Below are 26,371 nucleotides of genomic sequence, written 5' to 3'. Positions count from 1 at the left end.
GATGCCGATCTGGATTGTGGAGTATCCCCACGTTTGGATCTCAAGCTGCCATGAATATGACACTCACACCTACCACAGCCCACCAGATTCGCAACGTTGCGATAATTGCCCACGTGGATCATGGCAAGACAACCTTGGTCGACAAGATGATGCTCCAGTCAGGGCAGTACCGGAACGAGGACTTGGCGAAATTGGCAGGGGGACAACATGGGCTGATACTCGATTCGAACGATTTGGAACGTGAGCGAGGCATCACCATTCTCAGCAAGAACTGTGCCGTACGTTACACATCGACCAGTGGTGATTCCTACCGTGTAAATCTCATCGACACCCCGGGTCACGCGGACTTTGGTGGCGAGGTCGAGCGCGTCCTGGGAATGGCCAGCGGAACGTTGCTTTTGGTGGATGCCTACGAAGGACCCATGCCGCAGACCCGCTTCGTACTAGAAAAGTCTTTGCTGCACGGTTTGCGGCCCATCGTGGTCGTCAATAAAGTCGATCGCCCCGATTCTCGCCCCCAGGAAGTGGTCAATGAGGTCTTCGATCTCCTGGTGGAAATGGATGCCCCTGAAGAATTCTTGGATTTTCCCGTGGTCTTCGCCTCAGCTAGAGAAGGTTGGGCTACCCTGGATCTCAATGAACCAAGCGATTCACTCCGACCCTTGTTCGAAACAATCATCGAACATGTCCCGCCACCAGAAGTAGGCCTAGAAGATGGCCCCTTGCGAATGCAAGTGACGTCGCTTGATTACTCCGACTATGTGGGGCGAATTGCCATCGGCCGAGTTCGCGAGGGAACGATCAAGCGTCGCCAGCGAGTCCTAGTTTTCGACCGGCAAGGCAATTCGGCAGAGAGACAAGTTGGTCAATTGCTGGGTTTTGACGGTCTTGACCGCAAGGAGGTAGAAAGCGTTGCGGCCGGTGATCTTTGTGCGATTACCGGACTGGAACCCATCGAAATTGGCGACACCATCTCAGATCTCACATGCACCGACCCACTGCCCGCGGTTCCCATCGACGAACCGACCTTGCACATGACGTTCCGAGTCAATGACGGCCCATTCTCCGGTCGCGAGGGAAAATTCCTTACCAGCCGCCAACTAGGGGAGCGTCTCGACAAGGAATTACGCTCCAATGTTGCCCTCCGAGTGGGCCCGGGGCCCAGCCAGGAGCAATTCTGCGTTTCTGGCCGGGGGCTCATGCATCTGGGAATTCTCATCGAAAACATGCGTCGCGAGGGATTCGAGCTCTGCGTCGGAAAGCCGGAAGTCATTCTTCGCGATATCGATGGGGTCCGTAGTGAACCGATCGAGCAACTCGTCGTCGATTGTCCGGAAAGATGCCAAAATGCCGTGATGGCCTTGTTGGGGGACCGCCGTGCCAATCTCACCAAAATGACCCACCGAGAGTCGAGTGGCTTCGTGCATCTTGAGTTCACCATCCCTGCTCGGTCGCTCATGGGACTTAAGAACCGCATGCTCAACGCGACCCAGGGAGAGGCCATCATGCACCATACTTTCCTTGGATATGAGCCAATCCGAGGTGCAACACCGAGCAGACCAGTGGGAGTGCTCATTGCCAACGAATCAGGCATGGCAACCGCGTATTCACTCGATGCCCTTTACGATCGTGGTGAATTCTTCATTCGCCCTGGCGATCAGGTCTACGAGGGCCAGGTGATTGGCGAGCATTGCCGCGTAGGCGACTTGGTAGTGAACGTCGTCCGAGGCAAGAAACTCACCAACGTCCGCGCAGCCGGCAAAGACGACAACAGCCAGGTTCGCCCCGTGCGAGCGATGTCTCTTGAAACATGTCTGGAGTATATCGAAGAAGACGAGTTAGTCGAAGTAACCCCCAGCATGGTCCGCCTCCGCAAAATGATGCTAATCGAAGCCGACCGCCGCCGAGCAGCACGGCAAGCGAATGGTTAGAGGGTAAGTGACTGGTGGCGAAAGTAAACAACTGACCACTGACAACTATCACCTTCTCCGACCCTTCCTTCAACTATCCCGCAGGGTTATCAGCAATTAGTCGGGGTCGAGCGCAGTGATACCCCGGTTAGAGTCGAGCAAGCCAACAACACCGCAGAGGGGTGACAGCACCACTCCCCAATACCTCTATTCTGTGTTCCTCAGAGGCCTCTGTGCTACTAACGATTCAAGTTTTCGCAGCATACGCAAATTCTTCTCAGCAAAAATCAAAGGAGAAATCGGACGCGGACAAACGCGGATTTAGCGGAATACCACGGATTATTCGAGTGTTGAATTCTCTTAACATCCGCGTAAATCCGTCCGATCAGCGATCATCCGTGTCTAATTTCTTTCTGTTTATTCGGTTGCGGCAAGTGGCCGCGCTGGGGTTTATTGAGAGGCCTGCGGTTGATACTTGGTTGCCAGCTCCCCTTCGCGACACCAGGTTTTCACCCCAGGTATCGTTCTATTCACTTAAGTGTGTTCATTAGAGCAGTTATAAGGATTATTTGGCACAACAAATTCTCTTTGCTAATCCCCCTCTCCCCCGTTGGTGGGGTTTTTACCCACTTGCGGTTCTAGGCTTGTGGTGAGCGCTACCCCGTTGGTTGGCGCACGACCACAAGGAGAACTATCCGATGTCTGCAAACACGAATACGAGCCCGACAACTGATGAGATCCTGACTGAACTAGTAAAAGTCGCGTTGAAAGATGCTGACAACAACCGTCGATCAGAGACGCGGTTTCCCTTCTTCCGTCCGATCTCCGTGCAGATGGACAATCACAGCTTCTCGGCATTCACGCGGGAAGTCAGCCTTTCGGGAATCGGTCTGTTGCACAGCATGGAGCTGCCGTTGAAAGAAGTCTCGGTAACGATAGCCGGACAGCCTGATCCGCTGTTGGTCCAAATCGAGCGTTGTGATCCAATTGGCGAAGGTTGGTACATCAGCGGGGGAAGGCTAGTCGACCCTAATTGCTGACACGATACTTCTCGAAGTAGGACATTCAAGGGGTTGAAAGTCTTGTTCAAACAAGACTTCCAACCCCATGTCCACTCCAGGTACGGCCGCATATCTCTGGCCTCTCTCTTCTGCCGCCATTCTACCCACTTGCTTCTCGCCAAGACCTCATATTTGTCCTCCTTACTCCTACTCAGTCACATCCCCAAATAGCAAAGCGCCACCCATGTCCTGAACCCAAAGCGGTACCTATCTTCTGATCGTAACCTCTCTTTTTTCACTAGCGCCTAATTGCCAGCGCCTAGCGCCTGTCCCAATCTCGCGCCTCGAAACTCGCAGCCCGAAACTCTCCCCACTTTCTCATAGAAATTGTGCCACCTCATTTCCTAAGGTGGGATTCAACGCAACCGACCCAAATGCTAAGCAATTGATTTCACACAGGCACAGTGACACAGAGTGAGTTCTTCTTACTTTCTGTCGTCCTTGTGGCTCTTTGAGAGATTACAATCATTTGCAAGGGGGGGGGTGATAGATATATGCCGAATTCGAAGCAACTTCAGCAGGTTTAGGAATCCTCAAAATGCCGTCAGTGCCGCAATCTCAGCATGATTTGACGGCGCGTTTCGCTGGCCTAATCTCTAGGTGATGCAGATGCTATACTCGTGACTATGGACGACGTCACCCAAATCTTGTCCCAGATCGAGCAGGGAGACCCAAGCGCCGCCGAGGAGCTACTGCCACTTGTCTACGAAGAATTGCGGAAACTGGCAGCTGCTAAGCTCGCACAGGAAAAGCCTGGACAAACTTTGCAGGCTACGGCCTTGGTGCATGACGCGTACATCCGGCTGGTGGATGTGGAGAAGGCTGAGCACTGGGATTCGCGCGGTCATTTCTTTGCTGCAGCAGCAGAATCCATGCGTCGCATTCTAGTTGACATCGCCAGAAGAAAGAAACGCCCAAAACACGGCGGGAATCTGCAGCGTGTTAACCTGGACGCCGCATGCACCTTCGCCGAAGAGCCCAGCGAAGACATTCTCGCGTTGGATGAAGCCCTTAGGAGCTTCGCGACGGCCGATCCCAAGAAGGCGGACCTGGTGAAGCTCCGTTTCTTTGCCGGAATGACGATTCCCGAGGCTGCTGAGGCATTGGGCATCTCGCACGCAACAGCTGAGAGATACTGGACTTATGCACGATGCTGGCTGTTCTCTGAATTGGACAAAAATAGCTCCGATAGTAACACAACGTAAAAAAATAGACGGCTGGTGAGGGGATCGAAGGCAAATACTCGCATTGGCCTATGAGCGACCAATGTGAGGAACTCTCCGAATGGCTACCGATGAATCCAAAGTGGAAGAGGTTTTCTTCTGTGCCCTCGATATGGGATCAGAAGAGGAACTCACTGCCTACCTAGATGAGGCTTGCAAAGGTGATGGACCTCTGCGTAGCCGCGTTCAGAGGTTGCTAGATGCTAAGGCAAAGCTGGGTAGCTTTCTTCAAGGCGATGCAGGTGACCTTGTAGCAACCGTAGACCGCCCCATCACCGAGCAGCCCGGCGACTCGATAGGCTCCTATAAGCTCCTGCAGCAGATCGGGGAAGGGGGCATGGGCGTCGTCTACATGGCCGAGCAGAGCGAGCCGATCGAGCGGCGGATTGCCCTCAAAATAATCAAGCCAGGGATGGACACCCGGCAAGTGATTGCCCGGTTTGAGGCAGAACAACAGGCCCTGGCGATGATGGATCACCCGAACATAGCCAAGGTTTTCGACGCCGGCACGACCGACACCGGTCGGCCCTACTTCGTGATGGAATTGGTCAAGGGGGTTCCGATCACGGAGTACTGTGACCAGCACCAGCTTGCTCCGCGCGAGCGGTTGGAATTGTTCTTGCCTGTCTGTCAGGCCGTGCAACATGCCCATCAGAAAGGAATCATTCACCGCGACATTAAGCCCACAAACGTGATGGTGGCTTATTATGATGATAGGCCGGTGCCCAAGATCATCGACTTCGGTATCGCCAAGGCCATCGAGCAGCGACTGACTGAGAAGACGATCTTCACAGAATATGGTCAGGTCGTGGGGACCATCGAATACATGAGTCCCGAGCAGGCCGAGCTCAATCAAATCGACGTCGATACGCGCACGGACGTTTACTCCCTGGGAGTACTGCTCTATGAACTGTTGACCGGAGAGACGCCCTTTGACCGCGAGCGGCTCCGCTCTGCGGCGTTCGACGAGTTGCTCAGGATTATCCGTGAAGAAGAACCACCTCGGCCGAGTCTGAAACTCAGCACGAGCGCATCTTTGCCTTCGATTGCCGCCAATCGGCACATCGAGCCGAAGAAGCTTAGCGCCTTGGTCCACGGCGAGTTGGACTGGATCGTGCTGAAGGCGATGGAGAAGGATAGGTCCCGACGCTACGACACAGCCAGCAAGTTCGCCGAGGATGTGGAGCATTATCTCCATGACGAAGCCGTGGAGGCTTGTCCGCCATCGAGACGATACCAGCTAAAGAAGTTCGCAAGACGCAACAAGTCGCTGATCGCAACATCCGCGGCCATTGCCGCCGCGCTGCTGGTCGGTACCAGTCTGGCGACTTGGCAGGCAATTCGTGCGACGCAAGAGCGCGATCGTGCGGTAGCTGCGGAGTCGAAAGCAGAAGAGGAAGCAGAACGTGCGGATCGAGAAGCGATTAAAGCAAACGCAGAGGCTGTGAGAGCTGCCGAACAAGCGCGGCGCGCAGACACCGAAGCGGCGATTGCCAAGGCCGTTAATGAGTTCCTTCAGAAAGACCTGCTGGGCATGGCCGACGCTGCTTTGCAGGCCGAGGCTCAGCTTTTGCCCGACCCGAACATCAAGCTCCGTACGGTACTTGATCGAGCAGCTGAGAATATTGAGGGGCGTTTTTCCGACCAGCCCCTGGTCGAAGCGGCTATTCGACATGCCATTGGTGCGTCTTACGCGTCGATCGGCGAATACAAGAAGGCTGAGACACATTATCAGAGGGCTATAGAAATACGAACTAAGAGTGCTGGAGCCGAGGCGGTCGAAACACTTTCATCGATGAACGGCTTGGCAATCGTTTACGAACATCAGGGACGTTACGGCGAGGCCGAAACGCTGTCTCGTCAGACGCTCGAAACCGCCCGCCTCACGCTGGGCGAAGAACACTCTGGGACGCTCGCCAGCATTAACAATCTGGCGAACATCTACAAAAGCCAAGGCCGCTACGAGGTGGCCGAAGCACTGTATCGCCAGGATCTCAAAATCACTCGCCGCACGTTTGGCGATGAGCACCCAGACACGCTCATGAGCATGATGAATTTGGCGAATCTCTTCACTGATCAAGGCCGCTACAACGAGGCGGAAACGATGCATCGCCAGGCGCTCGAAACTAAGCGCCGGACGCTGGGCGAAGAGCACCCTGACACGCTCCGCAGCATGGGCAGTCTGGGAATCGTTAAATGCCGCCAGGGGAGTACAGACGAAGCCGAGGCCCTTTTTCGTCAGACACTAGAACTCTTCCGCCGCACGCTGGGTGACGAGCATCCGGACACGCTCCGCAGCATGAACCATCTGGCGATCGTCTACGCCGACCAAGATCGTTACGAAGAGGCGGGATCGATCCTTCGCCAGGCGCTCGAAACTAAGCGCCGGACGCTGGGCGAAGAGCACCCAAACACACTTTTAAGCATGATCACCGCAGCGAACGCATACCTGCACCAAGGTCGCCATGATGACGCGAACGAACTCTACCGGAAGACCATCGAAATTCAACAGCGAGTGCTCGGTAAGGAACATCCCGATACGTTATTGGCCGAAAACAATTTGGCGGCCAATTACACGAAACAAGACCGCTTCGCCGAAGCTGAGACGCTATTCCGAAAAGTTCTGCAAATCCGCCGCGGCACGCTGGGCGACGGGCATCCACACACGCTCAGCAGCATGAACAATCTGGCGTTCGCCATTCACAGGCAGGGTCGCTACGACGAGGCAGAACCACTTTACCAGCAGGCCATGGAAGCACAAGTGCGTACGCTGGGTCAGGAGCATCCAGACACGAAACTTACGAGGGAGAATCTTGGGACGATGTATAACGACCAGGCATGGAACGCAGCCACATCAGCAGATCCCGCCGATCGTAACGCTGAAATCGCCCTGCGAGCGGCGACAAAAGCGATGGAACTCAAACCGGAAGACCCCAACACCTGGGACAACCTGGGCATTGCGTTGTATCGCAACGAGCGCTGGAAGAAAGCAATCGAGGCCCTCGAAAAAGCAAGCGAGATGAGAGATGGGTATGATCCTTATCATCAGTTCTTCTTGGCGATGGCCTATTGGCAGAACGGCGAGCAGGAAGAAGCAAAAGCTAACTACCAAGAGGCTGTGCAGTGGATGTCGCAGGCCGACCGCGGCGACGAGCAGCGGCGGTTTCAAGCCGAGGCGCAGCATCTCATAAACCTTAGTGCAAGTGAGCACACCCACCCGTCGAATGCAGAATCAGGTGGTGACGCCGGACTTAGTAGTCCAAGAGAATGATCTCAAGAACTAGACCACGCACAACACACTGATATGAGGTAATACATTCCTTCGGCCCTGCTTGTTGCAGTGCCAATAGACAACCCAGTCGGCGAGCCAGTAGCGCCAACCACCACTCACCGACCGGGGCCGCATGCCCGAGAGCACAGTCCGCGCGCTCGGGGCGATGGCTTTTTTATTGTACCGCGGACGACCCAAATAGAAGGGAACAAAGTTATGTTAAATTCCAAACTAGTCTTCGCGGCGGCTCTGACAGCTATCGCCTTAATGTCATTAGCCATTTCTCCGGCCCAGGGCAAGAAACCGGACAACCCAGGAGGCGGAAACAACGGAGGAGGCGAAAGCCATGGCCAAGTCTACGTCAGCACCAGCGAAAAAGAAGTCTGGAAGGTCGACCTTCCCTCAGCCAATAAGACTTTCGTAGCGTTGACTCCCGAATTATTCTTCGACTTGGCTGTGTCACGCGACGGTCTTCTCTACGGACTCAGTTATTCGTCCGCAGAGCTTTATCGAATTGACGTGAATACCGGGGAAACCCTTCAGATCGGCACCATTGGCTATCAAGATCCTGGCAATTTCAACTCGATGGACTTTGATGCCGACGATGATCTCTTCGTGGCAAGGAATCGGTTGCTGCATGTCGATTCGTTGACGGGTCAAGGCACGCTAATTGGTGAGACGGGTTTCGAGGCAACTGGCGATCTGGCAATTTCGCCAAGTGGCGGCTTTTACATGTCCGCCTTCGGTCCGAATGATGTCGACGACTTGGTGCAACTAGACCCAGTAACTGGTGCTGGCACTTTGATCGGCTCGATCGGCTACTCCAACCTTTACGGATTGGATTTTGTCGATGACGTTCTGTACGGAATTACAATAGATCGCCGAATCATCCAGATCGATCCAACCACAGGCAGCGGCACTCAAGTACGCAAGCTTGGGATTCGAGGAGATGTTTACGGGATGGCCGGTATTCCAACCATTCCAATTCTTCAGGCGACTGCCGTTTCCGTCCCAGAACCTTCCGTTGCAGAGATGTTAGGGACCGGCCTCGTCGGTCTAGTACTAATTCGCCGGAAACGACAATCAGATAGAGGAACGGAAGAAACGCATCAGTGACCAAACGCCTGAGGCTATGGCAAATAACTCACCTCAATTCTAGCAAGGAAACCAACCATGACTTCTAACAATATCCTACTCATCGTTTTGTTGAGAACGCTCGCCAAATCATACGTGATCCTGCTTGTTTTGGTCGTCTGCATTTTGTTTCAAGGGCGAATAGTTCGCGCGGACTTTGTAGTCGCTGAAAGCACTTTCGATACTGACCTCGATGGATGGACTTCCAACAATTTGGGTGAAACCTCATGGCAATCCGCCGGTGGCAACCCTGATGGGTATCTACGTTTTACAGATTTGACCGCTGACTTGGCCAACGGTTTCGCGACCGCACCAAGTAAGTTTCTTGGCGACTGGTCCTCCCTGGACGGTCTAGGCAGGGTTGAGTGGGACGAAAGCCTGATCGATACCGGCGAAAATGTGGACAGCTTTGGGGCACCCACTCTCATAATCTCGGGTCCTGGAGGCCGGGCAGTCTGGATAGGTACAGCCCCGACTGGCAGCACAACGTGGGAGGCGTTTTCTGTCCCGATCAGCGAATCTAGCTGGGAAGTCGACAGTGGTGGCAACTGGAATGCCCTGCTGAGTTCTGTAACTGAATTCAGAATTCAGCTAGAACACGTCCTGCAGAGCCCTGGGGCAACGGGTATGAAGGACATTCTCGGCCTTGATAATGTGCGACTTATCCAAGTCCCAGAGCCGCACTCGGGACTTCTAATACTTGCGTGCGTAGCTGGTATTTTGGCGTGCCGATCGATACTAGATGGTTGACTGTAGGCAAAAAAGCTCAGATTTGGCCTGCTGACTCGAACGCGTTCCAAGCAGGAAGACGACCGTAAAATTCTGGCGTAGATAGGCTGAAATCGGAGACTTCCGAATCTGCAGGCGGTGAACCGACCGACTGCAATTCGTACCGCCGCGAATTGAAAGAAGCTGGACCACCCGCTGTGACTTCACCGCTTATCAATCTGAGGGAGGTGGTGGCGACCTATGTAGTTGCGCCACCAGATTGGCAACAACCAGGCCTTGTTTAGCGAAACCCGCATCGACTACACACTTCGTGCCCAATGTGGGCGTGTCCTGCGTCTATTGTTGGGGAGATGTTCAATCCGACGATACATGCGATGCATGGCAACTCGAATCTGCGTTCGACCGTAAACGCCGAAACTCATCTATCAACCTACAAACTCCTGCAAAATTCTCATCCAAAGCCACCTCCGGTGGTGGTCGTTGCTTGTAATGCTCTCCCGCTGTATCGCTTCACTTGTCCGCTGCTACGCCGGCGAAACGAAAAAACTCGAAAACCCCATCCCATAGTAGCACGACTTTCCGAGTCGTAACTACGTAAGGGTGTCCAGGAATTGCGCCCGCTACTTTCAAGGGCAAAGCGAGTTGTCATCCCGAGGTACTCCGAGGGATCTGGCCAGATTTCTCGGAGTACCTCGAAATGACAGAGAACCAATTCCCCGACACTCTCAACTACGTACCAGATGCGACTCGGAGAGTCGCGCTACATTAGATCCCAAGCCTATTCCGGTCACTCACATTCTCGGCTTGCAAATGGTCGCTGCGCGGCTGTTTTTGAGATGGCCCAAAAATAGTTGTGGAAATCCCTCGCGACATCTAGATAATGGGGCTTGCGATAAGTGATGGAAACTTACCAGTGCCCGCAAAGCATTGCGGGATTGCTCGCGCTAGGTCCGCGCGCTGGAGGAGTTTGGCGGTTTCGATACGCAAGCAGCGGCCAGTTTAGTGGAGTTTTTTCTCAAAAACTCTATAAAAGTGAGAAGGAGGCGTTTTCGCATGTCTTTACTCTGCAAAGAGTTGCGACAATTCGGGACGAGCGAAACGCGTTATTTTTTTTGGATTTTTGATCTCCAAGAAACGCAGCGCGATAACACCACCCCGACGGTGCGCAGGATCAAAAAAGATTCGTGAGCTTTCCACCAACCAATGACCACTACCCACTAACCGCTAACCACAGTTCTTTGAAAACCTAAATCGTTCCTGCCACGCACAGAGCTGCGTCATGGCTAGAGATCCGTCGGTAGGTTTGGGCCGTCCAAGTTGCTCGAGCTGGGCAAAGTTTTGGCGAGTTTTGATTTCAAAACCACTAGCAAAATCCTAAAAAACATCGAGAAATATAGAGTGCGTGAGTTTAGTTTTGTATTTTGTTTTTGGTTTTCGGAAATAGGGCCACCATAAATCTCCCGTCGCGGTGCGCAGAATGGTGCAAGAATTATTGCAGTTGCGCCACACACGGTAGTCCAGCAGATGCACTTTCCGGATTGTCCTGATGAAACAACTTGCGCGCCGATTCTCTGCACAATCCGCATATCCCTCCCGATCAGGCGATGCCGATTGACATGCGCCTCGTTTGGGGGGCCTTGCCCAAAAGTCCCTGACTTCCAAGAGCTATGCTTTTCTAGTGGCGTAACCACTCGGCAGCAATCCGGTTCCCTCCGCTTGGCGCTTTTTCTAGTGCAAGTGGAAGAACGGTCATTTAGCTAAGGACTATTCGATGAGAGCAATTTTTAGAACTTATTCGAGTCGACCAGTGAGGCGGGGGCTTTCCTTTTTCGAATTCATTGGATGCCTGGCTGCGATGATTGGAGGAGTTTTTCTCGGTTCAGCCTACCTCGGCATCGACATGAAAGACATGGCCATCGGTGTACTGGCAAAGGCAGACGTCATCAAGCCGGAGTTCTTCCTGGCCGACGAAGTACAAACTGCCAACCCAACCGACTCGGATTCTAAGCAAGGTGCGTCACAATCCGCTGCAACGAATGAACCAGGAAAGCTTGTCGATGAGCAGCTACTTACTGAGGTAGATTCTACTCAAGAGTCGACCGACCCCTCAGAAGCGAACAGCAAATCACACTTTAAGAGTACCCCCCAGCCAACCAAAGCCGAACGACGCAATGCTACTCGAGCCTATTGGGATGTTCTAACCGAATGCCTTTTGCAAGAGGGAAACAATCGATCGCAAGGTCTTCGCGCGGAGGACGAACTTCAACTCTATGATTATCTTGTCAGTCGCAAGACTGGACATGAGCAAGCGATTAAAAGCCTGCAACAACTCAATGAGTTTGGCGTTGACGAGAGATTACTAGCCCACGGACGCCAGGTGACAACTTGGAATAAGTCGGCAGTTAAACTGTTCGAACGTGCTCTTTCGCTTTTGACAGACGGACCGAGTGCGGGCATTACCGGCCCTTTTGCCCAGACCTGGCAGAGTTCTGCAACTCAACTGCGAATGGAAGAGTCGCTCATCGTAGACAAGCATAAAGCGGTTGCCGGCTATCTGGATCACGAATACCCCGAGATCGCTCCCTTTGAGCCTGCTTTCAAGAAATAGTGAATTATCAAAGCAGGTTAAAGCGATTTTCCTTGATCACCGTACTGGTTCAATCTTAGAATAGAGGCTTAGAGCATTGGTCAAGCAGTTCAGACGTATTGAGTAGGGTTTTGAGTTATGGGTTCGTTGGTCTCCCGTCTTGTCGTCTGTTTGTTGGTTTTATCGCAGCCTGTCCAGCCTCTCTTAGCTTGCGGGTGTGAGCCTGAGGTTTACTTCGAATGCGAATGCCAATCGATGTGGACAGCAAGTGAAGTATGGTTCCCTTATCAATCGGAAGAATCTACTTGCTGTGGTGACTGCGAATTCAGTGAGCCTATCGTTGAAACGACTCACGGAAGTGGCGAAAAAGAACTTCCTAGCTCAGCAGAGGTGCCACAGACAACTGCTCCTGTAGAACCGCTTGCTGAACCAAAAGTAGACTCGCCCGCCCCCGCTGCAGAGAAGCCCGCGCCTATCCTGCCAGCCGCACCGATCGCTGTACCTCAGCCTGAAGAACCAATTGATCCACCGACTGAAGAGTTATTCCCAGGTCCTGTTCCACCAGCAGACGACGCGCCTCTTCAAGTCGAACCGGAAAAGAAGTCTCAAATCGATGAACTCTTCGAGGAGCCGTCGGCCACCAATGAGCCAACGCCATCCAACGAACCGGCGACTCCCCCGCAAGATTCTACCGATGCGTTGTTTGTTGAACCTGAGCAGGCGTCTGCAGAAGAAGCTCTCCCCGAAGAGGAGTCTACGGAGTCTGAGCCTTCAGGAGAATCGGAAGACAAATCGGATTCATTTGAGGATCTTTTCGGGCCAACTGAAGAAGAGCCGACGCCAGAGCCAAAGACTGAATCAGAGGAGAAGCCAGCCGTGGATCCATTTGATCCCTCCGGTCAAAAAGCACTCCCATCTGTGTTAGAAGGTACTAAAAGCATCGCCGTCAAGGATCCACGCTATTGGTCTGATTGCACCTCGCAGTTCTCATGTCTGGCGCACTTGGTGAGTATGAATGCTGAATTCGTGGTTCTGGAGAAGGAAGCCGGAGATCGAATCGCAGTCCCCCTCACACAATTGAGCGATGCTGATTTGGCCTTTGTCAAAGAGCAGGTCCGCAATCTCCGGATGGTGCTACAAAAAGAGTCCCTAGCCGAAAAGCTCGCTATGAGCTGGTCTGATTGAAGAAATCTTCTTTCATTCAAGCACTGCTAGCGTCGTTAAACTCTGCCTGGTTTTCCTCAACAGGTGCTCTGCCATGGTCGATCCTTCCTCTATTGAAGCTAGCCACGAGGCAGTTAACCACGAGATTCGTCGATGGAACAAGTACTGTTAGGTATCGCAGGAGCTTCGGCTGTAGGGGCTGGGAACCTGTTACAGAGGTCCTCACGTGCGGTCCTCGAACCCTTCTCCGATGTTCTTCATTCACTTGCCAACTCCTTCTCCCCGCAGGACAACGAAACAACTCTAGAGAACGTCCAACATGAGAAACCCCTGGGAGAACGCATCGAGGCAAGCCTTTCGACCGCGGGGATTGAAATAACCGAGCCACTTGAGTTGACTGTGATCGATGGCAAACTGGCCGTCGTGAACGACCATCCCCAACGGGCACTGATCGAAGCTGCACTTGCCCAAGATCCAACCTTGGTCGAAGGATTGAGCCGACTACTAGAACGGAGCGAGGGATCATCAACTCTCAGCAGTGTCTTTCCTTCGCCGCTCACCGATCAGCAACAACGAATCGCTGTGTTTTCACGCTTGGCTGGGGAACCTCGGCTGGAACTTCTTTAGTTTCATACTTCCTTGAGCATCGTCGCTAAGCGATGCGCTGCCTCATTTCCGCTGCGAATGCAGTAAGGAATCCCCACTCCACGGTAGGCATTCCCGGCGAGTGCGAAGCCGGTGAGCTGGGCAGCACGAGCCTCGATCTCATCGACAAGCTGTACGTGGCCGACGTGATACTGGGGCATCTTCTCTCGCCACTTCACGACTTCTACAAGCAACGGGGCACCCGATATCCTCAGAAGCGGTGACAGTTCTTCTATCGCTATCGATTGCAGTTCTGATTCAGGCAAGTCAACCAATTCGGGATGCAACGCACCTCCCAGGAATACGCGCACGACGACTTGATCGCCGGGGGCACGTCCCGGGAACTTGACGCTGGAAAAACTCGCCGCTACGATCCTGGATTTTTCAACAGCGGGGACAACCAGTCCAAACGCATCCAAGGGCCGTGAAACTTGTTCTCGATTGTATGCGAGGCTTACAACCGCACTGCTTGCGTAGGGTATTCGCCGCAATAGATCGCAAAGTTGCGAATCGACCTGTTCTACGAGCTTTGCCGTCTGCGGAGCAGGGAGCGCTGTCACTACCCCAGTGAACGGGCCACACATTGAACCATCGGCGAGTTGCAAACTCCAGTTTCCGTCTTCGTCACGCGAAAGCTGTCTCGCGAGTTTGTTCAATTGAATACTACTAGTGGGTAGTCGCCCAGCAAGTTCGTTTACGAGGCGACTCATTCCATCCCGTAGTGTTAAAAAGCTTCCGTACCTTGCTCCGCTGGTGGAGCGATCCGGCTCCGAGCCTGGCGAAACTTCACGGTGCCACAAGGTTCCATGCTCGCGAACCAATGCGATCGCTTCAGGCATGGTCGCCGCGACGCTCAGTTTGGTGGCGTCAGCCGTAAAAATCCCGGCAAGCAGGGGTTCCACAAGTCGAGCGTATGCTCCGTGGCCAAGCCGCTCCGTGGCAAAGTGTGCGAGATTGTCGTCAAAATCTTCTCGATCGATTCCTGAGGGGCGAGCGATCCACCGTTCGGCAAGGAGCCGCAACTTCCCCTGCCAGCTCAGCAGTCGGCTTCGCAATATCGGAAGCGCCCGCTGCGGCCGCATCATGTGAAACCCTTCAGGCACCGGATGAAGTTCTCCATCACACAGCACAAGTGCCCGCCGATGTTCTGAATTAGTGGGGATCAACTCCTCGGCCAACCCGAGCTCCCGGCAGAGTTCCACGGCCCAGGGTTGTTTGGTGAGAAAGCTATCCGCACCGCGTTCGATTAGCAGGTCTTGTTGCTGGAAAGTCGAAAGTACCCCGCCAAGTCGGTCGCTGGCTTCGAATAATTGCACTCGCGCTTGCGGCACCTCTTGCGTCAAGCGATAGGCTGCCGTCAGTCCACTGATGCCACCACCGATGACTGCAAAACGTGATTGCGGCAAAGAATCTGTCGAACGGCCTGACAAGGGATTTCAGATCGGCAAGTAGGGCGGGATTATCAGTGAAACGCCCCTCATGTTACCAAATGCGGCGACTGGTTCGCCAGGGCCAGTAAGATTGAGGCTTTGCTCCAAAACGATATTCCATGCCGGCGGTGAGAGAGAAGTTGTTGACCGTTTGCACGCCGTCGGCACCGAAGGAGATGTTGTCGAGCACTTCAAGCCGCCAGACGAGCCAAGGCCATTGGTGAAATGTGACTCCCGTGCCAATGGGCATCGTGGCAAGCGTCACATCACGAGTCACACCCTCATGGTCGCGAAAACCGATATTCGTCATGCCCAGCCCTAGCAACCAATAAGGCCTCACCACCGTATCGCCCCAAGGATAGTATTTCAAATCGACATCGGTGATGAAGTAGCTGCTGGACGCCGCTGGCTCGAGTTGGTCGGCAAGTCCAATGTTGGGATGAGACCAGCCAAACCGCCATTCGGCTCCCCAGTAGTAGTCAAAGTCCGTTCCGATGCGTACACCGCCAATGGTGCCATTGTGTTGATCGACACGCCCTGGGATCAATTCATCACCCAGCAGAGATCCGACAAACCAGTCGGCATGGTACGGCCGATTGAGCCAACTGGTCCCTTCGAGCGGAACTCCCTTGTGCGCAAACCGACCCGAGGACGAGGAATGACGGAAACCAAAGTGGCGTAGCCAGTCGATCGTTTTTATGTTTGGATCGCCCCAACTGGCTGTGCTGTCTTCGTAGATCTCATTCTCGCTGACTTTATCATCATCGAAGAGCGATTCCCACTCGTCAAACTTGGCTGCGTCAGAAGACAGTACTTCACTCTCCTGAGTCCCTTCGAGAACAACATCATCGAACGGCTCAGCAGCATGACTGCTTCGAGGCATCAACATGGCCAGAACGAGCAATGCAGTAATTGCATAGCACGTGCAGAGTCTGGACCAGATGTGAGCAGTGTTCGCTGCCATTCGAATCAGATTGCTGTCAGAAGGTGAAGAGATGAATCGACTATTGCCCCCTTCAAACGGGGAAAATAGGCGGGGAGTATGGCAATTGGGCCAACTTGTGTCAACGGAGTTGCCCGTGCCCAGCGGGGCAAACAAATGCTGCCTGACAACTGCTAGCAGCAAACGCAAAGCCGACGCTCTTTGCTCGATTCTGCGTATAAGAGTAGGCATCCTCAACTAACTTTCCTCGAAAAACAAAGAAAACAAATAAAAATTAATTCATTCTTGCCGACATGAATCGACGCAACTCATTAGTGACAAATGACTTACGGAATCTTCTCCTTCAGGCTTTTTTGGAGTTTTTGAAAAAGAATTCCCTGTGCCTGCTCAGCTTCCTCGGCTTCGCTACTACGATCGTAGGCTTCAATCCCTGCGATGGCCGTCTTCACTTCCGCGGCACTGACATTGTTTTGACTGGCATCGAAACCGACAGCAGCCAGGTCTCGCTCCAGTTCGCGCTGCCACTTCTCGTACCAACGTTCCTCGGCCGACTTGGGCGTCGGGTCGCCTTGCAGTCCAGAGCGGTATTGGCCAAAACGGGCCTTCTGCAGTTCGTCGAGCCGAGAGCGCATTCGCTCAAGATGGGCCTCATCCATACTTTCGTCGGCCATGATGCTGGCGACCTCATCGAGTAGCGCGCGGACCTCGCTTGGAGAGAGGGATTCCGGTTTGCGGCGAGCGTAGCGTTCGGGGCAAGTCCGCTCAAGCAGCCAGGCGGCTGCGCGCCAGTCGGTACTGACCGCCGAACGCATCGCGCGAAGAGGAGTCAAACCGGCAGTCGTTTCAGCGGAGGTCAGCTGTGCGGCAAACTCCGCGTCGCGACTTGCCTCATTGCGAATCGTGGCGACGGTACAACCGACGTGCCTGGCCGCTTCGTCGTACCCCGCGCCGACCCCGATCAAAGAGCAGACTTCACGTCGCTTGATGGGATCAGCCAACACACGCGGTCGCCCAACAGGTCGCGGCGGCTGTGGTGAGTTCATGATGGTTCCTCCTGGAGTGTTCTGGGGTCAATCCAAAACCCTCCCTTGGGATGGTCGCGAGGTGACGAGCGGGGAGGGTTTTGCAAAAGACATAGCGAATATATACAGGCGTTCACTATAGCAGATTGGGTGGCCAAAAACGAGAGGAAATTTTCTCGGGAGGGGGGCTGGGATCTGGGGACTGGCGGGGTGGGGGAGTCAACTGCGAAACTCCTACCTGAGTGCTTTTGCGAAGCGGCGATCAACTTCGACGTTTCGGGCTGAGGTAGGTTAGGAGTCGAGCGAGCCTGCAAAGGATAAGCCGACTGGCATCACTATCGCAACACAACGAGCTTCATCAGCCTGATTGCGCAAGACTCAGTCCCTAACTGTCGTCGGTCGAAATCACCGCAGTGTTATGAGTCAAGTCTTCCTAGCGGGCGGTTGATGCAACCGATGTGAGTTGGCCAGTCGCCAAAGTGATCGAAGTCAGATTCCCCGCCGCGACTTCGAGCAGCCTTGCAGGGGCCGCCATGCCAACCACTTGGGTAACGCAGCTGGGTGGAGGTAAACTTGTCGATGCCGTGCACCAGGAGCATTCAAACTGGATGCAAGCGTATGTCGAGCGATTCCATGAGCACGTTTGCGCTCCCTTTGGGAATCCTCCGACAACGCAGATTGCCAAAATAAATCGCAGTTTTTTCAAAGAGATACTGCTAATAGATATCTTCAGCTGATTTGCGGCAATTGTGCCCCCACGAGTTCGTCGAGAAGCACTAGGGACTCTGTCCCACGTTGAACTAACACCAGCGGCACACCAATTGCACTATCGAGCATTTAGAATTCCATCAGATCCATATAGGAGGTCTTAATAGTGTAAGAGCATGATTTCGATGTGCGTTAGGGCACAATTCATTGCGCATATCGCACACCACGGTGCCGCCAATCAAGCAGAGCGGCAAATAACTGACATTGGCGGCCTACCAAACGTTGAGGGAGGCCAATGCCATGTGCTCAGTTTATCTTCGATGTCAAGTTTTCTATTCCTTCTTAGTATTCCTACCTGTCTGGTATGTAGCTCCGGCAGTAGCTGATTTCCACTATTCGGACTTTAGTTCCGTTGATGGTATTCGCATGCGCGGCGATGCCATCCAGAGTGGCAACCGCCTGCGCTTGACGCCTGCGGCTTATCACCAGCATGGATCGGCGTGGATTCGCTACCGAGAGATAGTAGACGACGGATTCCGCTGCAGATTTCAGTTTCAAATGACCGGAGGAGGATCTCAGCCGGGTTTTTCAGGTGTCGGGGGTGATGGATTGGCCTTTGTGATCCAGAACAGCAGCGTCACGGCGCTCGGAGACTATGGCTCGGGAATTGGCTACGGGGGTGTAGGTGATCGAGAAGCCATTCCTAACAGCGTCGCCGTGGAATTCGATACATGGAAGAACTCCGACCTCAACGACCCCAACGGGAATCACGTCAGCGTTCATACACGTGGACTCTCGCCAAATAGTCCCCATGAAGACTACTCGCTCGGCTCGACGACTTTTGTGCCTGATTTCTTAGCGGGGGCAATTCACACTGTCGAATTACGCTACCTTCCCGGGGTGATGGACATCTTCGTAGACGACCTGGCGACGCCAGTTTTTGTCGTTCCGTTGGATCTCAATCAGACGCTTGCATTAAGTCAGGGGCAAGCCTGGATCGGCTTCACAGCGTCGACTTGGAATGGCTGGGCCAATCACGACATCCTCAATGCTTCGTTCAACGCGATACCTGAAAGCGATACCTTTCTAATGCTGACAATGTTCGTTTGGGTAGTCTTTTGCCTAAGCGCATTATTTCGAAGGAGTCCCAAACTATGTACATGAAACTAGTGCTATTATGCGCGGTATCAATTGGTATCCAACTCAGTGATGTTAGTGCCCAACGCATACGTTGGGAAGTTACCGATGGAGGGAATGGGCATTGGTATGAAGTGTTTCAGGGTCCTATAGATTCCGTTTTCGGCGGGATTCATCGTGTTATCGATTGGCCCGATGCATACTTTAACGCCCATGCTCATGGCGGATACCTCGCGACGATCACTTCTGCTGAAGAAAACGAGTTTGTCTTCTCTCTAACGGATTCGCCTGAGTATTGGCAAGGAGATGGAATCGGCAACTATTTTGGCCCCTGGTTGGGTGCTATCCAAGAACCTGGAGACCGAGATCCATCCGTGGGCTGGCAATGGGTCACGGGGGAACCTTTCGAATTCACCAATTGGCATCCCGGCGAGCCCAATGATCTATTCGGCCAGATCGATGAGAATCGCATAGCCTTCTTCGCAAGTGAGAGCTCAACGGGGCTGCGATCCGCATTCTGGAATGATGAGCAAGCCACTCGCCTCATCGTAACCGCCTATGTCGTAGAGTCTGTCCCTGAACCATCGAACTTTGTGATGGTCGTGCTACTTACGTGTATCTGGCAACTAATGAAAAAGCCACTCGCTGGTGTTACCAATTACCTGAATTGTTCACATGAAAGGTTGTTGCCATGAAATACTCAAACGAGCAACTAGACAATTTGTTATGTTTTCCACGTCGACTGCTCGCCGCAGGATTGGTAATGCTTGCTGGTTTGTTCGTAACGAATGGAATGGGACTTGCCGAAGTGCCTTCATCAGAATCCCGGGATGAAAAGCAAACCCAGCGTTTGGAGCAGTTGAAGTCTCAAGGTCCAGATGCAACCTTAACCATTCTTCCGGTCCGTGTTGCCGCTAAACCAATGGATCGTGTTAGCGAGTTGATTGGTCTCCTCCTGGAGAAGAAGGGACTGAAGAACATCGAACTAGGAGACAAACCCTTCGATCCTGGCGAAAACAACGACCTACGCCAATACACGAATGAACTCGGCAAGTTCGTCGATCAGAATCCTATTCCAACGGACTATGCCTTGTACGTCGAGTACCATGTAAAACTGCCAGAGGGCCTGTTGACACAAATTCAGTCGGTCATTCTAGACAAAAAAGGGGACATCGTTTGGAGCGAACAACTGACCGAAGAGGATCAAGAATTGAAGGCAATGCAAAATCATCGCGACTTGATGACCCTTTCAGCGGAGGTCGTCGAGCGGATTGCTCCGCAACTGGGTCTGAATGAAGAGACCGCCCGTGCTGCTCAGCCGGGGAAAATGGCACGCCTTATCGACGAGCGCAGCGGATTGCCTCCTCAAGCAGAGCGTGATGCCATCCCGGCACGCGAGCAGCAGTTCCGCAAGGCAGGACCGCAGCGGACACTGCTGGTACTGCCGCCTCGCGTGCTTGGCCGAGCTACAGATGTCGCCAGCGCTCAGGCCTTGGCCAATGGACTAATTACCGCCGCACTGTGTCAAGCCAAAACCGCTGAAGAAGTTGTCGAGTTCGCTGCGTCTCAAAAGGATCCTAACGAATTGAAAACGCTCTGGGATCTGTCACGTGAGGTTCGAGAGTATGTTCGGCAGCATCCGCCGGAAACCGACTACGTGTTGTGTGCTGACTATGTGTTCAATCCCCAGAACTGGAAGCAAGGATACGTCCACTTGATCGTGTGTGACCGTCAAGGGGAATGGGTAATCGTCGATATGCAGAACTCACATCACAAAGATTATCAAGAAATTGAGCCGACATCGCAGGGTGATTGTGATCGACTTTTAGTCAAACGACTAAAGAAAAGTTTAAACTGAGATCTCAAGATAATGCAATACGACTAGTCGTTATTCCTATCAACGATTCGGACACCACAAAAATGACTTTATTGTCGCTGACATCGTACACACTGGTGAGGAATTAGCCATGTGAGCTGAAGGACATTCGATAGTGAAAACTGTCTCGTTACCGAATACATTCCCAAGAAACATCAACCCACATAAGAAGTCCCCTCCTGGGCACATAAAACCATCAAGAAAGGTAAGTGATTTATGCATTTTTAATAATCCCATGCAGCCGGAATAGACCACCTCGACTAAGCGAGCAAAAGAAAATTTCTGGAAACGCTTATATAATGTAATTAGGCAACCAATGAGGAGGAGGTGTGTGATGAGCACGTATTCCTCGAATGTCAAAAGTTTAACTCTTTCAACCGCCACTTGGAAATCAATCTTCGCAAAGGCAGGTCGATTGCTTTGTGTATTAGGTTTTTTCTATCAAACTAGTTCATTCGATTGTGATCTTTCCGGGGCGGAGCAAAATGATTCTCAGCAAGCTCCCTCTGCTTCGCATGAACAGTTGAAGCAACTGATGGCACAAGGCGACGAATTCGATCGCCGCCATGATTTCGACCAGGCACTTAAAAGCTATAATGAAGTCCTTCGCTTAGACAATTCTCTTGCTATAGCCTATTTTCGCCGCGGTGTGACCAGGATGTTGAAAGGTGAATTGCAGCAGGCTCTTGCTGATGCCGAATCTTATCTCATGCTTGAACCGAAGTCAGCCAGAGGCTATTGGCTGCGTGGTGCAATCTATGGCGAACGTGGAGATCTTGACGAATCTTATGAGGCCTACGATACAGCAATACGGCTGGATCCGAAGATAGCCGAAGCCTATTACGGACGGGCACTCATACATCAATCACGCGGGAACCTAACAGAGGCCTTGCGGGACTTTGATGAGTCCATCCGCTTGGCACCTAATCGTATTTATGTTCATAACTTCCGCGCCAAATTACTCTACAAACTTGGAAAATACGAAAAAGCAGTCAAGGACTACGATTTTGTCCTGCAACGAGATCCTGACAATTACGAAGCCTATTATTATCGGGGGCAAAATCTCTATCATCTCGAGCAATTTGAACAGGCACTGGCTGATCTCAATACCTCTCTAAAACTCTACCCCAAAAGTGCAGAAGCACACGACCTTCGGGGAGGAATACTCATCAAGCTTAACCAACTCGACGAAGCCTTGCGCGACTTCGACGAAGCGATTCGACTCGATCCCAACATGTGGGCCGCTTACGTTGGTCGAAGTGAAGTGCATACCGCACTCGGGGAAAAGAAACTTGCTATTCAAGACCTCGATGAAGTTATCCGACTCTACCCCGAGCATAAACTCGCCTACGTGCATCGTGCCATTTTGTGGATAGATCTCAACAACTACGATAAAGCGATTGAGTCCTACACGCTATTCTTGGAACTCGATGCCGACGACTATTGGAGGTCGACCATTTTTGCTGGCCGCGGAGTCTGTTGGTCTGAGAAAAAAGAATATCGAAAGGCCATAGCCGATTATACCGAAGCACTCCGCTTAGACCCTGACAACGAAGTCTACTATGGTGCTCGTGCATCTTGCTGGGACAAACTAATTGAATTCGAAAAAGCACTAGAGGACTGTGACGCCGGACTCCGCCTGAACCCACTATCGGCGATGCTCTACACAGAGCGAGGAAAGGTTCGGGGGCATTTGCTTGCCTATGAAAAGGGAATTCAAGATCTCACTCAGGCCATCCGGATCGACCCAAACTATGCAGAAGCGTATTACCATCGTGCGATATTGCATTGTGCAAATTTCGAATACTTGAAAGCGATTGCCGACTTCAATCGGGCAATTGAACTCGATCCCGAGAATTCCGTATTTTATGCCGCCCGTGGGTCTGCATATTACGCCCTTGGTGAAAAGGAGAAGGCTCGGGCGGATGAAGCCAAGGCCGACGAACTGGGCATCGTCTACGAGAGGATGTGAACCGTGCCTACTCAAGCTATTCACCAATCGAAATCGACGCTTAATAAGGTACTTACCTTTATGGGTATTGTCTTTGTTATGCTTGCCGGCGGTGTTGCTGGAGTGATGTATAGCATGACTTTCTTCATGAATCTCGGACTCAAGTATCACGACAACTACGAGTACTACGGTGGAACTCTGGCCACTTGCTTCTTGTGGTTGGCTGCAGCGGTAGGCTTTGCAACACCTGGAATCATTTTTTGGCATTTTCGAAACCGTGAAGTGCGATTCAGTCTCCGCACTCTGCTGATCACGATCACTGTCGTGGCGGCCCTTGCGGGACTCTATGCATTCTCCATTTAAATGGCGGAAAACATCGTCAGGAAGGTAATGACTTAAGAAGCTCAAGAGGAAAACTTCCTTTGATTAGAGACGGACTCTATCGAATGAGCATTTGAGGGTCTATGTCAACTCTCAATACTAAAGGATCGAGTTGAAAAGGAGGTGTGACATGAAATGCCCACGTGACGAATCACAATTAGCGAGAGCTAAGATTGATGGCATCCGACTTCACAAGTGCCTTGAATGTTCGGGGATTTGGCTCGAATTCCATAAGCTTGAAGCCATTTGTGGGCTGAAACTTTCGAATATCGAGAGTCATATCCAGGAAATAGATGATGCCTCATTAAACAACGACGTAACAAGTGGAGGCTACATGCGGTGCCCGCGGTGCCCAAAAGGTCGATTGCAAAAAGTATCTTACACGTTCATGCATCCAATAAGGATTGATCGCTGCAATCAATGCCTAGGGTGCTGGGTCGACAAGGGGGAACTTGATGCGATTGTGCAGGAAAAGACGACACTAGACGAACAATTCTCAGAAAGTCACTTTCAGATACCTTAGTCTGCCACTGGGGTCTTGACGGACGGTGGGAGACGTAGGCCTTCAACGGGAAAGGAGGTGTACGATGAATAACTCAACTATCACTGAAATTGAAAAAGTGAATCGCTCGATTGCCCGATGGGGATCGGTCGTTGCCGCGATCCTGTTTGCGGTTGGTTTTCTTACCGATCCGAGGTTGTCCGCCAACCTGGTGATAGCCGAATGGGAGCAAATCGCGCTAATCTTGGTAGTCTTTGTCGGTTATTTGCTCGCCTGGAAGAATAGATTTGAACTCACTGGTAGTATGATAGCTCTTTGTGCAATGGCCGGTTACTGGATTTGGTGCCGGATGTGTGTCAATCAGCTTCCAAACCCAATTGTCTTCATGCTGGCCGCACCAGCTTTATTTCATGTGCTGGCCGTGCTGGTTCACAGAGTTTTGCGTTGGCGGAAGGCCAGTTGAATCAATTGAATGTTTTTGGACCATCATGATTGCCGCGTTCGACTTTCATCCACCTAATTATCCATAGTTGCTGATGGACTCCATGGATTGGTACAAGGCTTGCGAAGGCAAAGCATGGTGATCTCAAGTCTGCATGTCATACCGAGATCTGACGAAATCACGACTTCGTGCCTGTGAAGTCCTCGAATAGTCGACTCGGCTACGATTGGCGAGCAAGGTGGCCGTCTGAAACCTGATACCTAAGATAAGGAGGGCCAGAATCATGTTCACTCACAAAACGCTTTTACTTGCAAGTTCAATCATCGTATTAGCGATTTGCTCAACGGCATCAACGCAACAGCAGGGTAACAACACGGTTGAACGTGGGTCTGCGTCACCACAAGGCTCCCCTTCCCAAAACATTCCAGAAGATAATCTCTCAGTTGCTTACGCCCGCGCCTGTCTAAGACTTGCCAAAGCAGAGGTTGCTGAGGCCCGTGAACAGAACCGTCTGGTCAGCAAATCTGTTACTGATTACGACATCTCACGACTGCTTTTGCAAGTTCGATTCGCTGAGCTGAATCTTTCCCATGCGGAACATGGAGCCGATTATAGCCAGTCGATCCTACAACATATTGCATTACAATCAGAATTGGCCAACTTTGATCTTAAGATTGCCGAATCATTGAGAAGTAAAAATGAAAACCTGATTACCGATGTAGAACTTGAGAGACTAAGAAGTTACGCGGAGGTCTGCAGATTGCGGATGAAGATGACTAGTGATCCAGTGAGCACTTTGTCACTCGTCGATCACTTGCACTGGGAGACACATCGATTATACGAAGAAATCTTGCAACTCGATCGCCGCATCGCGCGACTCGAAGAAATAATGAACCGTTAACTGGTAGCTTTGATTAAAGCGTTTTCTCTGACTGAGAGGCGAGGCGGCCTAGAGAAGCGCATTTCGCAGTCAAACCAAGATGGGGCTTTAGTTTCGTTCGGCCAACGCTTGCCCGAGCGACCCTATTGCTATGCCCGAGCGACCCTATTGCTAGTAGCGGTGGCAAGCTTCTCCTTCATCACGCGGAAGTTGGCAGTTGCTGACCAGCGGAGGTGTGCACAACCTCGCTCAGTTTGAGTTTCCTCGAACTGCCAGCGGGTGGACCAACTTCAGCAGCTTCTCCTGTTGCCCAACTGCTGGCGGTGTTGACAACCTCGGTAGATGCGCCCTTATTCTTAAGAGAGGAAGAGCTGACTCTTGTATGCCTTATCCTAAGTTCCACTAGCTGGCCCCATTCTACGGCGAATTCTTGGGACATGCACCAAGTGCCTATCCCAAAACGTAGAATGGGACCCCGTCCCGTTTGGACAAATGCTCTAAATCTCGGGTCGGGGACCCAAGCTACTTTTGAGAAAAATCGGTTCTGGGATAGGTTCTGAGCTTCAATCGAACCACTCATCCTCCGGGTCGAAGGCGGGGACCGGGACGTTTAGCACTTTCAGGCGGCCGATGGCTCTGTGGCGGCAGCCGGGTTGGATGAGGATGGCGTCGCCTGGTTTCACAGGGTGGCGCTGACCGTCTAGTTCCATTTCTCCTTCGCCTTCAAGAATGTAATAGAGTTCCGTCAGACGTTTGTGATAGTGCGTTTGGGCATTGGTGCTAATCTCAACCGACGTGTCTGGCCGCTTCGTCGTATCCCGCGCCGACCCCGATCAAAGAGCAGACTTCACGTCGCTTGATGGGATCAGCCAACACACGCGGTCGCCCAACAGGTCGCGGTGACTGTGGTGAGTTCATGATAGTGGCTCCTGGGGTTTGGGGACTCTATCCCAAAACCCCTCCCCGGCCGCTACCGCGTCCGACCCTCCCGACGGAGGGTAATTTTACTACACCCTCCCCTTGGGAGGGTCGCGAGTAGTCGAGCGGGGAGGGTTTTGCAACAGACATAGCGAATATATACAGGCGTTCACTATAGCAGATTGGGTGGCCAAAAACGAGAGGAAATTTTCTCGGGAGGGGGGCTGGGATCTGGGGACTGGGGGGAAGTCAGCTCCGGAAGTCCCTCCTGAGTGCTTTTGGGATGGGGCGATCAACTTCGACGTTTCGGGCTGAGGTAGGTAAGGAGCAGGGCGAAGCTGTATTAGGATAAACCAACTGGCAACGCTGTCGCAGCACAACGAGCTTCATCAGCCTGTTTGCGCAAGATTCAGTCCCTAACTGTCGTCGGTCGAAATTACCGCAGTGTTGTGAGTCA

At 52.5% G+C, this 26,371-nt stretch carries 23 protein-coding genes; 18 read left to right on the top strand and 5 right to left on the bottom strand.

Going from position 1 to position 26,371, the window contains the following annotated elements:
- Positions 1 to 50: 50 nt before the first annotated feature.
- From typA to Pr1d_RS09885, 9 genes are all read left to right on the top strand, one after another.
- Positions 51 to 1,931 (top strand): translational GTPase TypA, encoded by a 1,881-nt coding sequence (gene typA / locus Pr1d_RS09925; RefSeq protein WP_238476671.1) that lies wholly within the window; start codon positions 51 to 53, stop codon positions 1,929 to 1,931.
- A gap of 677 nt (positions 1,932 to 2,608) precedes the next feature.
- The gene (locus tag Pr1d_RS09920) at positions 2,609 to 2,950 is read left to right on the top strand and encodes a PilZ domain-containing protein (RefSeq protein WP_148073386.1); all 342 of its coding nucleotides are present in this window, start codon (positions 2,609 to 2,611) and stop codon (positions 2,948 to 2,950) included.
- A 647-nt stretch (positions 2,951 to 3,597) separates the two neighbouring features.
- The gene (locus Pr1d_RS09915; RefSeq protein ID WP_148073385.1) at positions 3,598 to 4,176 is read left to right on the top strand and encodes an ECF-type sigma factor; all 579 of its coding nucleotides are present in this window, start codon (positions 3,598 to 3,600) and stop codon (positions 4,174 to 4,176) included.
- Between the two features lie 79 nt (positions 4,177 to 4,255).
- Entirely contained in the window at positions 4,256 to 7,465 is a 3,210-nt protein-coding gene (locus Pr1d_RS09910; RefSeq protein WP_148073384.1) for a serine/threonine-protein kinase, read from the top strand.
- Between the two features lie 216 nt (positions 7,466 to 7,681).
- Positions 7,682 to 8,581 carry a DUF6923 family protein gene (locus Pr1d_RS09905; RefSeq protein WP_148073383.1) on the top strand — a complete coding sequence of 300 codons (900 nt, stop codon included), beginning with the start codon at positions 7,682 to 7,684 and terminating at the stop codon, positions 8,579 to 8,581.
- Between the two features lie 57 nt (positions 8,582 to 8,638).
- Complete coding sequence (locus tag Pr1d_RS09900) at positions 8,639 to 9,349, top strand: hypothetical protein (RefSeq protein ID WP_148073382.1); 711 nt, start codon at positions 8,639 to 8,641, stop codon at positions 9,347 to 9,349.
- Between the two features lie 1,750 nt (positions 9,350 to 11,099).
- Positions 11,100 to 11,936 carry a hypothetical protein gene (locus Pr1d_RS09895; protein ID WP_148073381.1) on the top strand — a complete coding sequence of 279 codons (837 nt, stop codon included), beginning with the start codon at positions 11,100 to 11,102 and terminating at the stop codon, positions 11,934 to 11,936.
- A gap of 234 nt (positions 11,937 to 12,170) precedes the next feature.
- Complete coding sequence (locus Pr1d_RS09890) at positions 12,171 to 13,100, top strand: SHD1 domain-containing protein (protein WP_168205160.1); 930 nt, start codon at positions 12,171 to 12,173, stop codon at positions 13,098 to 13,100.
- A gap of 132 nt (positions 13,101 to 13,232) precedes the next feature.
- Complete coding sequence (locus Pr1d_RS09885; RefSeq protein WP_148073379.1) at positions 13,233 to 13,706, top strand: hypothetical protein; 474 nt, start codon at positions 13,233 to 13,235, stop codon at positions 13,704 to 13,706.
- A 2-nt stretch (positions 13,707 to 13,708) separates the two neighbouring features.
- On the opposite strand, the gene hemG is transcribed toward Pr1d_RS09885, so the two are convergent.
- From hemG to Pr1d_RS09870, 3 genes are all read right to left on the bottom strand, one after another.
- A complete protein-coding gene (gene hemG / locus Pr1d_RS09880) occupies positions 13,709 to 15,130 on the bottom strand; it encodes a protoporphyrinogen oxidase (RefSeq protein ID WP_168205159.1) in 1,422 nt (473 codons plus the stop codon).
- 76 nt (positions 15,131 to 15,206) lie between these two features.
- Positions 15,207 to 16,328, bottom strand: coding sequence for a hypothetical protein (locus Pr1d_RS09875; protein WP_148073377.1), 1,122 nt, complete (start codon positions 16,326 to 16,328; stop codon positions 15,207 to 15,209).
- Between the two features lie 95 nt (positions 16,329 to 16,423).
- Positions 16,424 to 17,140, bottom strand: coding sequence for a hypothetical protein (locus Pr1d_RS09870; RefSeq protein ID WP_148073376.1), 717 nt, complete (start codon positions 17,138 to 17,140; stop codon positions 16,424 to 16,426).
- Between the two features lie 512 nt (positions 17,141 to 17,652).
- On the opposite strand from Pr1d_RS09870, the gene Pr1d_RS09865 reads away from it, so the two are divergent.
- The 9 genes from Pr1d_RS09865 to Pr1d_RS09825 all read left to right on the top strand — a co-directional run bounded on the left by Pr1d_RS09865 (position 17,653) and on the right by Pr1d_RS09825 (position 25,017).
- Positions 17,653 to 17,856, top strand: coding sequence for a hypothetical protein (locus tag Pr1d_RS09865; RefSeq protein ID WP_148073375.1), 204 nt, complete (start codon positions 17,653 to 17,655; stop codon positions 17,854 to 17,856).
- Between the two features lie 271 nt (positions 17,857 to 18,127).
- A complete protein-coding gene (locus Pr1d_RS09860) occupies positions 18,128 to 18,991 on the top strand; it encodes an L-type lectin-domain containing protein (RefSeq protein WP_148073374.1) in 864 nt (287 codons plus the stop codon).
- On the top strand, positions 18,982 to 19,659 hold the full coding sequence (locus tag Pr1d_RS09855) for a lectin-like protein (protein WP_148073373.1): 678 nt from the start codon (positions 18,982 to 18,984) through the stop codon (positions 19,657 to 19,659). Before Pr1d_RS09860 ends, Pr1d_RS09855 begins: the two co-directional genes overlap by 10 nt.
- Positions 19,656 to 20,822, top strand: coding sequence for a hypothetical protein (locus Pr1d_RS09850; RefSeq protein WP_148073372.1), 1,167 nt, complete (start codon positions 19,656 to 19,658; stop codon positions 20,820 to 20,822). The genes Pr1d_RS09855 and Pr1d_RS09850 overlap by 4 nt, the downstream gene beginning before the upstream one ends.
- 352 nt (positions 20,823 to 21,174) lie before the next feature.
- Entirely contained in the window at positions 21,175 to 22,812 is a 1,638-nt protein-coding gene (locus Pr1d_RS09845; RefSeq protein ID WP_168205158.1) for a tetratricopeptide repeat protein, read from the top strand.
- Between the two features lie 3 nt (positions 22,813 to 22,815).
- Positions 22,816 to 23,154 (top strand): hypothetical protein, encoded by a 339-nt coding sequence (locus Pr1d_RS09840; protein WP_148073370.1) that lies wholly within the window; start codon positions 22,816 to 22,818, stop codon positions 23,152 to 23,154.
- Positions 23,155 to 23,302: 148 nt separating this feature from the next.
- On the top strand, positions 23,303 to 23,695 hold the full coding sequence (locus Pr1d_RS09835; protein WP_148073369.1) for a zf-TFIIB domain-containing protein: 393 nt from the start codon (positions 23,303 to 23,305) through the stop codon (positions 23,693 to 23,695).
- A 64-nt stretch (positions 23,696 to 23,759) separates the two neighbouring features.
- The gene (locus tag Pr1d_RS09830) at positions 23,760 to 24,137 is read left to right on the top strand and encodes a hypothetical protein (RefSeq protein WP_148073368.1); all 378 of its coding nucleotides are present in this window, start codon (positions 23,760 to 23,762) and stop codon (positions 24,135 to 24,137) included.
- 262 nt (positions 24,138 to 24,399) lie between these two features.
- The gene (locus Pr1d_RS09825) at positions 24,400 to 25,017 is read left to right on the top strand and encodes a hypothetical protein (RefSeq protein ID WP_148073367.1); all 618 of its coding nucleotides are present in this window, start codon (positions 24,400 to 24,402) and stop codon (positions 25,015 to 25,017) included.
- Positions 25,018 to 25,559: 542 nt separating this feature from the next.
- Here Pr1d_RS09825 and Pr1d_RS09820 read toward each other — a convergent pair.
- Positions 25,560 to 25,781 (bottom strand): cupin domain-containing protein, encoded by a 222-nt coding sequence (locus tag Pr1d_RS09820; protein WP_148073366.1) that lies wholly within the window; start codon positions 25,779 to 25,781, stop codon positions 25,560 to 25,562.
- Between the two features lies 1 nt (position 25,782).
- Positions 25,783 to 25,914: a hypothetical protein gene (locus Pr1d_RS26460; protein ID WP_261343811.1), complete on the bottom strand. Its 132-nt coding sequence runs from the start codon at positions 25,912 to 25,914 to the stop codon at positions 25,783 to 25,785.
- Positions 25,915 to 26,371: the final 457 nt, after the last annotated feature.

This window comes from Bythopirellula goksoeyrii (genome assembly GCF_008065115.1).
Taxonomy (GTDB): Bacteria; Planctomycetota; Planctomycetia; order Pirellulales; family Lacipirellulaceae; genus Bythopirellula; species Bythopirellula goksoeyrii.
This window is presented reverse-complemented; position numbering and strand designations above follow the sequence as displayed.

Coding starts and splice junctions, on each gene's coding strand:
- typA (WP_238476671.1), top strand. CDS start 51: ATGAATATGACACTCACACCTACCACAGCCCACCAGATTCGCAACGTT.
- Pr1d_RS09920 (WP_148073386.1), top strand. CDS start 2,609: ATGTCTGCAAACACGAATACGAGCCCGACAACTGATGAGATCCTGACT.
- Pr1d_RS09915 (WP_148073385.1), top strand. CDS start 3,598: ATGGACGACGTCACCCAAATCTTGTCCCAGATCGAGCAGGGAGACCCA.
- Pr1d_RS09910 (WP_148073384.1), top strand. CDS start 4,256: ATGGCTACCGATGAATCCAAAGTGGAAGAGGTTTTCTTCTGTGCCCTC.
- Pr1d_RS09905 (WP_148073383.1), top strand. CDS start 7,682: ATGTTAAATTCCAAACTAGTCTTCGCGGCGGCTCTGACAGCTATCGCC.
- Pr1d_RS09900 (WP_148073382.1), top strand. CDS start 8,639: ATGACTTCTAACAATATCCTACTCATCGTTTTGTTGAGAACGCTCGCC.
- Pr1d_RS09895 (WP_148073381.1), top strand. CDS start 11,100: ATGAGAGCAATTTTTAGAACTTATTCGAGTCGACCAGTGAGGCGGGGG.
- Pr1d_RS09890 (WP_168205160.1), top strand. CDS start 12,171: ATGTGGACAGCAAGTGAAGTATGGTTCCCTTATCAATCGGAAGAATCT.
- Pr1d_RS09885 (WP_148073379.1), top strand. CDS start 13,233: ATGGAACAAGTACTGTTAGGTATCGCAGGAGCTTCGGCTGTAGGGGCT.
- Pr1d_RS09875 (WP_148073377.1), bottom strand. CDS start 16,328: ATGCCTACTCTTATACGCAGAATCGAGCAAAGAGCGTCGGCTTTGCGT.
- Pr1d_RS09870 (WP_148073376.1), bottom strand. CDS start 17,140: ATGAACTCACCACAGCCGCCGCGACCTGTTGGGCGACCGCGTGTGTTG.
- Pr1d_RS09865 (WP_148073375.1), top strand. CDS start 17,653: ATGCCAACCACTTGGGTAACGCAGCTGGGTGGAGGTAAACTTGTCGAT.
- Pr1d_RS09860 (WP_148073374.1), top strand. CDS start 18,128: ATGTGCTCAGTTTATCTTCGATGTCAAGTTTTCTATTCCTTCTTAGTA.
- Pr1d_RS09855 (WP_148073373.1), top strand. CDS start 18,982: ATGTACATGAAACTAGTGCTATTATGCGCGGTATCAATTGGTATCCAA.
- Pr1d_RS09850 (WP_148073372.1), top strand. CDS start 19,656: ATGAAATACTCAAACGAGCAACTAGACAATTTGTTATGTTTTCCACGT.
- Pr1d_RS09845 (WP_168205158.1), top strand. CDS start 21,175: ATGAGCACGTATTCCTCGAATGTCAAAAGTTTAACTCTTTCAACCGCC.
- Pr1d_RS09835 (WP_148073369.1), top strand. CDS start 23,303: ATGAAATGCCCACGTGACGAATCACAATTAGCGAGAGCTAAGATTGAT.
- Pr1d_RS09830 (WP_148073368.1), top strand. CDS start 23,760: ATGAATAACTCAACTATCACTGAAATTGAAAAAGTGAATCGCTCGATT.
- Pr1d_RS09825 (WP_148073367.1), top strand. CDS start 24,400: ATGTTCACTCACAAAACGCTTTTACTTGCAAGTTCAATCATCGTATTA.
- Pr1d_RS26460 (WP_261343811.1), bottom strand. CDS start 25,914: ATGAACTCACCACAGTCACCGCGACCTGTTGGGCGACCGCGTGTGTTG.